Annotated in this window: 12 protein-coding genes; 2 read left to right on the top strand and 10 right to left on the bottom strand. The window is 47.0% G+C overall.

Annotated features, from left to right (window positions below; translation table 11 throughout):
• Nucleotides 1-119: 119 nt before the first annotated feature.
• The 8 genes from NI20_RS0112025 to NI20_RS0111990 all read right to left on the bottom strand — a co-directional run bounded on the left by NI20_RS0112025 (nucleotide 120) and on the right by NI20_RS0111990 (nucleotide 7,474).
• Nucleotides 120-1,736 carry a recombinase family protein gene (locus tag NI20_RS0112025; protein WP_005875986.1) on the bottom strand — a complete coding sequence of 539 codons (1,617 nt, stop codon included), beginning with the start codon at nucleotides 1,734-1,736 and terminating at the stop codon, nucleotides 120-122.
• A 111-nt stretch (nucleotides 1,737-1,847) separates the two neighbouring features.
• On the bottom strand, nucleotides 1,848-2,036 hold the full coding sequence (locus NI20_RS0112020) for a transposon-encoded TnpW family protein (protein ID WP_020995296.1): 189 nt from the start codon (nucleotides 2,034-2,036) through the stop codon (nucleotides 1,848-1,850).
• Nucleotides 2,037-2,050: 14 nt separating this feature from the next.
• A complete protein-coding gene (locus NI20_RS0112015) occupies nucleotides 2,051-2,893 on the bottom strand; it encodes an ATP-binding protein (RefSeq protein WP_005875988.1) in 843 nt (280 codons plus the stop codon).
• The gene (locus NI20_RS0112010; RefSeq protein ID WP_005875989.1) at nucleotides 2,890-3,684 is read right to left on the bottom strand and encodes a replication initiator protein A; all 795 of its coding nucleotides are present in this window, start codon (nucleotides 3,682-3,684) and stop codon (nucleotides 2,890-2,892) included. The genes NI20_RS0112015 and NI20_RS0112010 overlap by 4 nt, the downstream gene beginning before the upstream one ends.
• A 72-nt stretch (nucleotides 3,685-3,756) precedes the next feature.
• The gene (locus NI20_RS0112005) at nucleotides 3,757-4,143 is read right to left on the bottom strand and encodes a cysteine-rich VLP domain-containing protein (protein ID WP_005875990.1); all 387 of its coding nucleotides are present in this window, start codon (nucleotides 4,141-4,143) and stop codon (nucleotides 3,757-3,759) included.
• The gene (locus tag NI20_RS0112000) at nucleotides 4,133-5,758 is read right to left on the bottom strand and encodes a relaxase/mobilization nuclease domain-containing protein (protein WP_033121635.1); all 1,626 of its coding nucleotides are present in this window, start codon (nucleotides 5,756-5,758) and stop codon (nucleotides 4,133-4,135) included. Before NI20_RS0112000 ends, NI20_RS0112005 begins: the two co-directional genes overlap by 11 nt.
• Nucleotides 5,730-6,128, bottom strand: coding sequence for a plasmid mobilization relaxosome protein MobC (mobC, locus tag NI20_RS0111995; protein ID WP_033121634.1), 399 nt, complete (start codon nucleotides 6,126-6,128; stop codon nucleotides 5,730-5,732). Before mobC ends, NI20_RS0112000 begins: the two co-directional genes overlap by 29 nt.
• Before the next feature lie 479 nt (nucleotides 6,129-6,607).
• Entirely contained in the window at nucleotides 6,608-7,474 is an 867-nt protein-coding gene (locus NI20_RS0111990; RefSeq protein WP_033121633.1) for a TraX family protein, read from the bottom strand.
• A gap of 245 nt (nucleotides 7,475-7,719) precedes the next feature.
• Here NI20_RS0111990 and NI20_RS15225 point away from each other — a divergent pair, with 245 nt between their 5' ends.
• Entirely contained in the window at nucleotides 7,720-8,136 is a 417-nt protein-coding gene (locus tag NI20_RS15225) for a hypothetical protein (protein ID WP_156108646.1), read from the top strand.
• Between the two features lie 251 nt (nucleotides 8,137-8,387).
• Here NI20_RS15225 and NI20_RS0111985 read toward each other — a convergent pair whose 3' ends face one another.
• Complete coding sequence (locus NI20_RS0111985) at nucleotides 8,388-9,176, bottom strand: TraX family protein (protein ID WP_052084666.1); 789 nt, start codon at nucleotides 9,174-9,176, stop codon at nucleotides 8,388-8,390.
• Nucleotides 9,177-9,575: 399 nt separating this feature from the next.
• Between NI20_RS0111985 and NI20_RS0111980 the strand changes: the two genes are divergently transcribed.
• The gene (locus NI20_RS0111980; RefSeq protein ID WP_033121632.1) at nucleotides 9,576-9,791 is read left to right on the top strand and encodes a hypothetical protein; all 216 of its coding nucleotides are present in this window, start codon (nucleotides 9,576-9,578) and stop codon (nucleotides 9,789-9,791) included.
• A 76-nt stretch (nucleotides 9,792-9,867) separates the two neighbouring features.
• On the opposite strand, the gene NI20_RS15220 is transcribed toward NI20_RS0111980, so the two are convergent.
• Entirely contained in the window at nucleotides 9,868-10,611 is a 744-nt protein-coding gene (locus NI20_RS15220; RefSeq protein ID WP_156108645.1) for a hypothetical protein, read from the bottom strand.
• Nucleotides 10,612-10,866 lie beyond the last annotated feature (255 nt).

Below are 10,866 nucleotides of genomic sequence, written 5' to 3'. Positions count from 1 at the left end.
GCCATGAGCTGCTTGATGCCCTGAGACTTTGTTTATGTGCGATAAAGAAGTAATAGAAGTGTAAAAAATTTTGCCGTTCCTATCCGGCACTTGGCCATTGTGTCGGATAGGTCGGGCAGTTATTCTGGCAAGTCAATCTTGCCGACAAAGCTGTAATAAATCTCAATGTCCTGCCTGCGGGTGCCGTTCTCGTCATAGCTGCACTCATGCACGACGATTTTCTCAATCATTTCCCGCAAGAGGGTGGGGGTAAGTTCCTCAAAGGCAAGGTGCTTTCGGACAATCCCCATAAACTTTTCCGCGTTGACGGTGGCGGCCTGCGACTTGTCCAGTTCGGCCTGCAAAGCGGCGGCGCGGTCTTTCAGTTCCCGCTGCTCCTGCTCATAGTCTGCCGACAGTTCCATGAAACGCTCGTCGCTGATTTTGCCGTTTACATTGTCCTCATACAGCCGCTTGATAATGCGGCTCACTTCGGCAATACGCTCCTGCGCCTGTTCAAGCTGCTTGGTGGCTACGGCGGTCTTTCTCTTGCCGCCGATCTCGTTCTGCTGGATAAGCAGCTTCACAAAGCGGCTCTCATGCTTGGCGGCGTATTCCGTCACTTGCCGGAGATTGGAGAGGACACCGGCGGTCAACAGGTCGGTGCGGATAAAGTGTGCCGTACAGTTGCGGGTGCGCTTCTTGTAGCTGCCGCAGATGTAACAGTCCTGCTTACGGTTCTTGTTCTGATACCGCTGCTGGTACATCACATGGCCGCAGTCGGCGCAGAACAGCATACCGGAGAACAGCCCCACTTCATCATAGCGGTTCGGGCGTTTGCGCTGCTTGCGTAACTCCTGCACACGCTCCCATGTTTCCGTGTCGATAATCGGCTCATGGTGGTTCTCAAAAACAGCCTGTTTCTCCACGGGGTTCTCTACACTGTGCTTGACCTTGTAAGAGGGCTTCTCCGTCTTGAAGTTTACCAGACAGCCGGTGTACTCCCGGTTTTCGAGGATATGAACGACGGTGTTCGTCGCCCACTTGCACTCATAGCCGGGGTGGTATCGGCGGGTGCTGCCCGTCCTGCGGTATTCCAGCGTCCCCGGCGTGGGGATTTGCTGCTCCGTAAGCATACGGGCAATCTTGGTCGGGCCATTCCCGGCAAGGCAAAGCTGGTATATCTGCTGGACTACCGGCGCGGTTTCCTCGTCAACGATATAGTTCTCGTCCTCGTCCATGAGGTAGCCATATACCGGCTTGCTGGTAACAGGCTTTCCACTCATGCCTTTTGCTCGTTTTACTGCCTTGATTTTCTTGCTCGTATCTCTCACCAGCCATTCGTTGAACAGATTTCGCAGAGGGGTAAAATCGTTGTCCATGCCGCCGTTTGCGCTATCCACATTGTCGTTGACAGCGATAAACCGCACTCCCTTTTGAGGGAACAGCATTTCCGTGTAAAACCCTACCTGCAAGTAGTTTCGCCCTAACCGGCTCATGTCCTTGACGATGACCGTACCCACTTTCCCGGCTTCAATGTCTGCAAGCATGGCTTGAAAACCGGGTCTTTGAAAGTTCGCGCCGGAGAAGCCGTCGTCGGTGTACCAGCGCAGATTGGTAAAGCCATTTTGTTTTGCAAAGGTTTCGAGTATCCTTTTTTGGTTCGATATGGAATTACTCTCGCCTTGCAATTCGTCCTCATGGGACAATCTCGGATAAAGGGCGGTAATGAGGTTTTGGGTGGCTTGTCTTAACATAAAATCCTCCGTTTCCGACAGCCAGCCCCACTATTCCGTGGTTTCATTGTACCACGGAACAGGGCTGGTTGTATAGCGGCAAAAGTGTCAAATCTGCTTCTTTACAGCTTGTCAAATCGCCGGTTTTTGTGTAGCAGCGGCTTCCGCTTCCAGTACCCGCGCCATTTTGTCGGCGGCGGTGGTGGTAGTGTCTTTTTTGAAATAGCCGGACACGACAAGGACGGAATTGCCCATGCGGATTTCCGTCACGCAGTCGGGGCGGCGGGCGGTGCGGGTGTCGTGCTGCTTGTTATCTGCCATAGGCAATACTCCTTTCACTCGTTCATCAGTTCTTTCAAAAGCCCCAGCTTGTCCTGCGCGGCCTTTTTGCGGAAATTGCCGCCGGTACAGCACACCGGGGGACACATTTCCAGCACCCGGTCATAAATCCGGGAATGGGCGGTGTCTTTTGGGTGCTGCAACTCTGAAAGCGTGAGGTTGGTCGTGACGATCAGCGGCTTGCGGCTGCGGTAACGGCTGTCAATCACATTGAAAACCTGTTCCAGCCCGTATTCTGTCCCGCGCTCCATGCCGAAGTCGTCAAGGATAAGCAGCGGATAGCGGCAAAGGCGGGAAATATATTCATTCCTGCCCTCAAAGCTGGCGGCAAGGTCATTGAGGATAAGGGCAAAATTCGTCATATAGACGGGGATTTCTTTCTCCATGAGGGCGTTTGCGATACAGCCCGCAAGGTAACTCTTGCCGGTGCCGACGCTCCCCCAGAACAGGCAGCCCACATTCCCGGCGTATGCCCGTTCCCAGTTCTTCACATAGTTGCGCGCCCGGATTGCCTGCGGGTTCTGGCCGTTGTCGTTCTCAAAAGTCCAGTCCCGCATGGCGGGGTCGGTAAAGCCCCGGCGTTTCAAGTCCTCTACGGTGTCAAGGTGCTTTTGTCGTTTCTCGGCGGCTTCCCGTTCCTCACGGGCGGCTCTCTGGCAGTCGCACTCTGCCGGGTGGCGGTCACGGCCAAAGACAGCGGCCTTGTCCGGCGCAAAATAGGCTTCTTTCGGCTTATGGCACTTGCCGCAGTACAGTAAACCGTCCTCGCCGGTGTAGTCCTCCGGCTCCGGGGTGGTGGCGGTCAATCTGTCAATCATTTCTGAAAATGTGGTGTTCATAGGCTCTCTCCCTCCTTGAATGAGTAATCGGGGACGCCCTGTTTTGCGGCTCCCTTTCTGTCCCGGTCTGCCCACATACGGACAGCGGCGGCATAGTTGCGGTAATCTTTCCCGGTGGCGGCGATATACTGGCTCAATTCCTCAATGAACCGTTCCAGCCTGTCGGGGTAGTCCTCTTTCAGTTCTGCGTATTCTGTTTCTGACAGGAAAATATTCTGGTATCTGCCAAAAGCTGCGGGCGGCTCCCCACTCGCTCCCATTGTTTGGTTCTCTGTAAGGTTGTTTATAGTAGTTTGGTTAGGGGACGGTTTTCCGACCATCATAAGGTCGGTTTTCTGACCATCAGTAGGTCGGTTTTCCGGCTCTGTGAGGGTCGGTTTTCCGGCCATCAGTTGGTCGGAAAACTGTACCTGTGGCACACGTGGCACTTTCACATATAGCCGGTTCGGTGCGGAGAAGCCGCCCCGTTCCCGTTCCAAAAGCCCCGCCATGTCCAGTTCGTTAAGCGCCCCCTTTATGGTGGTGCTGCCTTTATCCAGTATTTCGGCTATCTCCGCGATGGGATAGATAATATAAATCCTGCCCTTGTCGTCCTGCCACTTGTTTTTCTGTGAGAGGGTTGAGCGGTCTAACAGAAGCGAATACAGCAGCTTGGCGGTCTGGGAAATCTCCATTTTCAGCAGGAAACGGGGATAAGGCAGAAAGAGAGGCAGCGGCGTGTCTGCCATGATATAATCAGCGATAGTATCACCTCCCTGTGTTCGGGTTGATTTTGGCAGTTTGTCACGCATTAGGACGGCGTTTCCGGTGGAAAAGGATAAATGTATCGCGCACCCTTTGACACCCACGAAAAAAGCCTTGATTTATGCGGGTTTGAAAGGCTCTAAAGCGTGACATTTATGCCTTTGTTTCCGCTTTCGCTCGGCGGCTTTGATTTTCTTCATGCGTCCGGCGCAGTCCGGGCAGTATTTTCCCCGGTTTGACTTGGGGACAAAGGCCGCGCCGCAGACGGCACATCGTTTCCGGCTCCCCCGATACAAGAGGGCGGCGGCCAGTTCCTCGTCAAGGGGCAGGACAGCCACACGGAACCACCGGCACATGAGAGAAAGGGAAATGCTCTGGACACACACGCAAGGCTCCCCGTCATCTAACAGCAGGCAGTTCCCCCCGTCGTAGTTACAGCACTCATGCACCAGCCGCCGCGCCCGCCGGTGCTGGCGGTAGTCCATGCGGGGCAGCTTATCGCTCATGGCTCTGCTCCTTTCTGCGGTGCGGCTCGCTCCGGCGCAAAATCTGGTCGATGTTCCGCTTGACGGTCTGCAACTCCGTGTACCGCTGCTTCTGTTCGTGGTAGGTGTTATACAGGCTGGATTTCTTGGAAACAAGCTGCTCGATCTCGTCCTGCAACGCTTTCCGGGCGGGCAGCTTGGTAATGCCATGCGCCTTGAAATACCGGGCGGAGGCTTCAGCTATGATAAAATCGCTCTCATGTGCCTGCCGGTATGCGGCGCGGGCTTTCTCGGATTTCTGCGCTTTCAGCCCGTCGCGGGCGGGCTTGGTCTTGGCGTAGGCAAGTACCTGCCGCTGCAACTCCTTTTTCCCTTGCAGCTTCGTTTCCAGTGCTTTCAGCTTGCCGCTGGTCTGGCGCATTTCCTGATAGGCGGTATCAACGGCGGCTTCCAACTGCTCCGGGGAAGTGAAGCCGTATTCCTGATACACATTCAGCGTCGCGGCCATTTGTTTGAGGTTGTGCATGATCGCCCAGCGTTCATAGCCCCGGCCTTTGCCCTCGGCTTTCTTCTGCTCAATGTCCACAAGCCGCTGCACACCGTCCTGTTTCGGGGCGGTTTGAGGGGCTTTTGTGGGCTGTATGCCGGTTTTCCCACGCCGGGGGTATTCGAGTATGGCCGCGGCCTTTTCTGTGGCTCTGGCGGCGTTCTGCTCCAAAACGGCAAGGACAGCGGCGCGGTCAAAGTCGTCACCCAGCTTCCGGGCGGTAATGGGCTTTGTCCTGTCCGGCGTAAGGTAGGAAAGCCGCCCCCGGCTCTCCTTGACGGCCACGCCCTCCCGCAGCAGCAGAGAGGAAAAGTCCTCGAATGAGGCCGCTGTAGACAGCGCGGCGCGTATGGTCTGCCGCAGCTTCTCCTTGTTCGTTTCAAACTTGGTCTGCCGGGGCGTGATACCGCCTGCAATCATGGGGGCGTTCTGCCTGTCCAGTGCGGCCTGTCCCTTTTTCTGCGCCCAATACTCCCGGTCTGTGACGCGGTTCTTGCTGCCGTTCAAGAGGTCGATTTGGTAAAGCCCCTCCCGGTGGCACATCTCCATGACTTCGGACTTGAAGTAGCGCAAGGCCGCGTCGGTACAGCGGTGCTTGCAACCGGCTTTCGTGTCGGCTGGCCTGTCCATGTAGGGCAGGAACGGCACTTCCTCAATCCGCAGGCTGTTAATGACGATATGCACATGGATATTTCCGCTGTGGTTATGCCCGTCCGGGTGGGTGCATACAAGGGCTTGGTGGCCGGGGAAATGCTCGGCGCAAAACTTCTCGCCCAATGCCTGCGCCCGGTCTACGGTCAAGCCGTTGTCCGGGCCGTCCCGTGGGTCAAAGCTGATGATATAGTGGTGGCTTTTCACATCTTCCCGCCGCTGGTTCTTCTCATAGCGGAGATTTGCCCGCATACAGGCAACGGCAAAATCCTCCCCGCCGCAGTTCAGCGTGGACAGCCGGTAGTCCTCGCGGGGGATAAGCCTGCCGGTTTCATCAAGGACAGGCTTCATGGTAAACTCGTCATGCTCAAACAGCAGGTATTGTTCGGCGGCTCCGTAGTCGGCGTTTTTAGAGTTGATATGCTTGAGTGTTGCCAACTGCGTCACCTACTTTCTTGAGGACTTCATACTTGAGGGCGGCAAGGTCGGCTATGGCGGCGCGTACCTCGCCGGACAGCGCGTTATAGGGTACGCCGTACTCGTTCAGATACCGGGCAATCTGGTTGAGGTTGCCGCCAATCTTGCCATACTCGGCGGCCAGCTTTCCAACAGCGGAGAGCAGTTCATCATTGACCGCCGAGACATGGATTACGGGGCGTATAGTCGCCCGCCGTATCGCCTGCCGGAGAAATTCGGACTGGCTGATACCATAGGGCGCAAGCCGCGCTGTGAAGTCGGCGTATTCTTCTTCGGACAGCCGGGTTTTCACAACGCGGCTGCGGTGGGGTGTGTTGTATCGCTTCGGCATAGGCTGTAAACCTCCTTTCACTTATCACAAAAAATAGGCTGGTCTGTTAGGTATTTCCGGGGCAGTTCTCGCAAAAAAATGGCCTGCCGGACGGAAATATTTTTGCGGCGCAAGCCGCCATAGCAGGGTTTGGGGAAGGCACTCCCCAACAAGTTTCCCGCGAGGGGCAAAACCGCAGAATTGCGGATTTTGGCACCGTGGTAGAAACTTGCTCTAAGAAACTGCCGGACTGCCGCTCACTTCCTACTGCCGCTTTTCCGGAAAATCGCAACCAGCTTTTTCTTTCGCAAATAGAGCGTTAGGCTGGCTGCGTTTTGCCCGCTGTATGAAAAAATCAGCGGCTTTTTTCCGGCTTCATTTCTTAATACGGAACATTTTGAAATTTGCCAAACGGACAACAAAAAAGCAGCAAATCTTTTTCAGACTTACTGCTCATGTGCCGCTGCGGGGCGGCGGTTATTCAGTTATAAGCGGACTTTTTATAATAAATTTTTCCCTATCCATATTTGAATTAAATATAGGATAAAGATGTGTGCTGGATAAAAAACATAGAAAAAGTATTTGAGCTTTAGCTTACCACGCTTGCCGTTATATAATAGAATAAGTAGGCAAGCAAGAATCGTAAATAAAGGTGGTTGATTTCCAGTTGCACCCATGTACGCCAAAAGGAATAGTAACACTTGATAAATTCGATGATTTCGACAAATATAAAATGCTACTATGAACAAGATCCCCTGCATACCGTAGTCACAGCGTATCAGTTCAGCAACCAGAGCTAAAGTTGCGACACAGATAACTTGCAAAATAGCTGATTTGATTTTATCAGTTCGTACCTCTGATTTACACGAAAGTCTTTCAAGACATACTAATGTCAATAAGCCTAAAAACAAAGTGAAAAATACATTTTGATATTTCAAATAAAACGGAAAAGTGCCTTCCATTTGTGAATATTGACTAAAGAAACCTATGTCGAATGGAATTTCGGAAATAAGAGCAAATATAAACATTAACCCAACATAGCGTTTTTTATTTTTTGTATGTTGGAACCCCTCCGCCAATAGAAAACAGAATAATGGAAATGCGATTGTCCCAATGCTCTGTAAATCAAACCGTATGAAATTATCTATTTTTTGAAACTGCTCCCATGACATTTGCCCATTATCTACCATAACACCCCAATGGTTTGATAAAAGCCATTGGAATATAATTTTGCACAAATGGTCAACAACCATTGAAAGAACTGCAATAACCTTTAATGAATTTCCCGTGAGAAATTGAATATGACTGATTCGTTCATCAATATTCAAGATACAATGATTTGCTCTTTTTAATAACCCATTAGTCAAACTGTGTTAACCTCCTCTGAATGAAATTCAATGCAATAATTCTACCATATTTTCATATTGAAATCTATATTTGCTCCTCTATATTTAGAAAAAGTACGCCGACTTGTTTATGGGAAATTTTCCCTTTTATATTGCGTTTGTTACAAAAATATTATATAATAACTGCGTAAACAGTAAATAATACACAAAATTTATTGTTTTCTAATTATCTTTGAAATTGTTTTTCAAGAAAGAGAGGTTGTATTATGTTCAAAAAATCAATCGGTACACTCGCCATTGCGGCAGCATTATTTGGAACCACATGTATGCCTGCTTTTGCAGCTACACCAGAAATAATTCAGCAAGATATTCCAACAGGATATACGGAAGTTCAGCCTCGTATCAACTGGTCTGGAACCGCAAAGTTAAATACTACTTCATATCAGAATATCACAAGCTCAAACAATATTTTCCCGGATTCTCCAACAGTCACAAGTGATGCGAATAATCCAGGAAAAGTTACACTTAGAGTAGTTGATGATAAAGGGAAACAGATTGGTAGCACCAAAAGCGTTTTGCCGGGAGAAGATGTAGTCTTAGATCAGATTCCAGCATTTAGTGGTACATACACCATTCAGGGGAAAGCAAGTGTGGATGGCACATATACTTTTAATGTTGACTAAGTAACTTCAAATCGGCAATTATCCACATTGAAAAATAATTTTTGTAATTGTGGGCAGGGGCGACAGCAAAATATGCTGTCGCCCCTTAGTTATTCACCAGCAAGGACAGACGGGGTTGTCAACGGTGGGCGAAGCCCATTTACTTGCCGTTGACTGGCTCGGCTGGGTTTGCTATTTAGCAAAAATCAGAGATTGTTATGCAACTCAATGTGTGTTGTTTTACCGTACATGAGCATTCTGCCGAAACACCATCAACCAATGAAACCTATGTAAGAAACAAACCATAATATTAACAAATGGGCTGGATAAAAAATGTAAAAAAGATATTTATAATCTTTTCCTTTCTTTCCGTTATATACTTCAAGCAAAATAAGTGCGACTGCTGCAAATAGTTGTATCCACATAAATTGTAATGACATAACGCATAAAGATAAAACACACCCTATCCAATAGCAAGTTTTCTTTTTATGAAATAGATACATAGATGCAATAAGCAATATTCCTCCTATTCCTCCATCTGAAAATATTGCAAATAGAGCAGAAATACTTATCACGATAATTGTTAAAAGAATATATTTTACATTGCTTTCAATTTTTGTGCGTATTCTTTCTAAAGTCCACATCATAATAATAGCAATAATAAATGTCCACAACACATTTTGCTTAGAAATTTCAAGTACAGTTCCTGTATTCGCAAGATCATACGGGATTTCAGATATAATTGCAAATAGAAATAATCTACATAGATATTTTCTCAAATTATGTGTATGGAGAAATCCTTCTACAATCATAAATGAAAAAATCGGAAAAGCCAGTCGCCCAATAATGCGGCAGACCATATAAATCAGATATATTATTCTTGCATTATTCGGAACTAACTCACCCATCATTTCAACGCCATTCACCATACATGCGTTTACATACATTGGATAAATTATAAATGCACCTATATGATCTAATAACATTGACAGTAATGCAATTATTTTTATTTTATCTCTACTTAGTAATTGCCCATTAAAATTTGATTGTATTTGTTCCATTTTTCCCCCTCAAAAATTCCGATTCGTCGATTTTTTCATAATCATATTTTATCATACAGACTTTAAGAAATCTATTCATTTTTACTTAATTTTCGGAATAGTGGGGACTGCTGTCTATCAAATCCTTGTGTGTTACTTTACCGCACATGATCGTTTTTCCCGGCTTCATTCCCTAATACGGAGCATTTTGAAATTTGCCAAACAGACAACAAAAAAAGCAGCAAATCTTTTTCAGACTTACTGCTCATGTGCTGCTGCGGGGCGGCGGTTATTTAGTTGTAAATAATCTATTTCTACTCAAACATCTTCGGTATTGAGGTTGAAAAATTCATATATTTGCCGTATAATTTAATTGAGATATTATGATTAGTATCTGATTAAATCAAAGGAGGATTATTCATGAAAAAGATTAGTTATTTATTTTTCGGTCTTGCAATTTTGTTGTCCGATGTAATGTGTGCAGTTGTTGCTTTTAATTATGGAAAAATGCTTTGGGGTACTAAAAATGCTGGATACAGCGCACCCGCCAGTACAGCTTTTTTGTGGGCAATTCCCTTTTTGATTGGTATAATTGTATGTATCATTATTGCATTGGTAGCAAAAAAGAAAAGATAGTTAAAAGAGCGTATCAATGTTGATACGCTCTTTTTCTATTAACGCCGTATTATTTAAGACAAGAAAAGAATAAGTTTTAATTCGTAGTATAGCTATATGGATTCATGTCAATAGGTGTAATGAATTCAGCATTGCCAATAGTGGTATTCACGATTGATACAGCATCAGTTTTAGAAGCATTCGCTTTATTCATTGTCACAGTTACAAATGATCCATTGCTTACATATCCGATAGGTGTTGTGTTACCAATAGAGCGACCTGTTTGATAGCCACTTTTCGACTTAATACTTGACATTAGCGAAGTTGGTGTATTTGGAATACCCGCACTTAAAGTCTTTGAAGAAACACTATTCCAAACTTTTACTGCAAACGAGGAACAATTATTTGTGAGTGACCACTTATCGTTTTTGCTAATGATGTCGTTGATCGTATCTATATTGCTCTGCGTTACAGACATTGAGAGTGATACACGATTTCCATAAGCGCTTGCATTATTAGCAAAATATGATTCAAGATTATACCAAATCCCTGTATGTTGAGATTTGTTTCCCCATGTTCCAAATGTAATTTCATGTCCAGCCCCTACATTTAATCCGCCAACTCTTATTGAAGAAGATGACGAATTTTTGAATGCAATAAATGCATGACCAGATGTATCCCAAGAAGAACTTCCGCCGTCATTTGAAGAAAAAATGGTTAAAGTCCCTACTGTGGTAGCCGCTGGTTGTACTTCAGCTGCAAAAGTGGTTACAGACATTCCCACAACCATGATAAGCGAAAGTACCAAACTAACAAGTTTCTTAAAGTGCTTTTTCATCATAAGCAATACCTCCTTTCAGAAAAAGGTTAATCATTTACAGGAAAATTATACCATAATCAAGTTTATATGTCACTATATTTTGGATATTATTGAAAATTATTAGTCATTTCAACTCGGTCTACGCTATATGTGTAGTAAACAAGTTTGTCTAAGTCAAACTGTAGATTCAAAACCTTAGCTATAAATAGACACGGAATAGTCAGCTGATTGTCTTTCAATTTCTTGTGTGTTACTTTACCACACATGAGCATTGGC

Source organism: Oscillibacter sp. ER4 (genome assembly GCF_000765235.1).
Lineage (GTDB): Bacteria > Bacillota > Clostridia > Oscillospirales > Oscillospiraceae > Hominicoprocola > Hominicoprocola fusiformis.
This window is presented reverse-complemented; position numbering and strand designations above follow the sequence as displayed.

Bases quoted from the DNA above. Each gene is read 5' to 3' on its own strand.
- NI20_RS0112020 (WP_020995296.1), bottom strand. From the start codon at position 2,036: ATGGCAGATAACAAGCAGCACGACACCCGCACCGCCCGCCGCCCCGAC.
- NI20_RS0112015 (WP_005875988.1), bottom strand. From the start codon at position 2,893: ATGAACACCACATTTTCAGAAATGATTGACAGATTGACCGCCACCACC.
- NI20_RS0112005 (WP_005875990.1), bottom strand. From the start codon at position 4,143: ATGAGCGATAAGCTGCCCCGCATGGACTACCGCCAGCACCGGCGGGCG.
- NI20_RS15220 (WP_156108645.1), bottom strand. From the start codon at position 10,611: ATGATGAAAAAGCACTTTAAGAAACTTGTTAGTTTGGTACTTTCGCTT.
- NI20_RS0112010 (WP_005875989.1), bottom strand. From the start codon at position 3,684: ATGCGTGACAAACTGCCAAAATCAACCCGAACACAGGGAGGTGATACT.
- NI20_RS0111985 (WP_052084666.1), bottom strand. From the start codon at position 9,176: ATGGAACAAATACAATCAAATTTTAATGGGCAATTACTAAGTAGAGAT.
- NI20_RS0111980 (WP_033121632.1), top strand. From the start codon at position 9,576: ATGAAAAAGATTAGTTATTTATTTTTCGGTCTTGCAATTTTGTTGTCC.
- mobC (WP_033121634.1), bottom strand. From the start codon at position 6,128: ATGCCGAAGCGATACAACACACCCCACCGCAGCCGCGTTGTGAAAACC.
- NI20_RS0112025 (WP_005875986.1), bottom strand. From the start codon at position 1,736: ATGTTAAGACAAGCCACCCAAAACCTCATTACCGCCCTTTATCCGAGA.
- NI20_RS15225 (WP_156108646.1), top strand. From the start codon at position 7,720: ATGTTCAAAAAATCAATCGGTACACTCGCCATTGCGGCAGCATTATTT.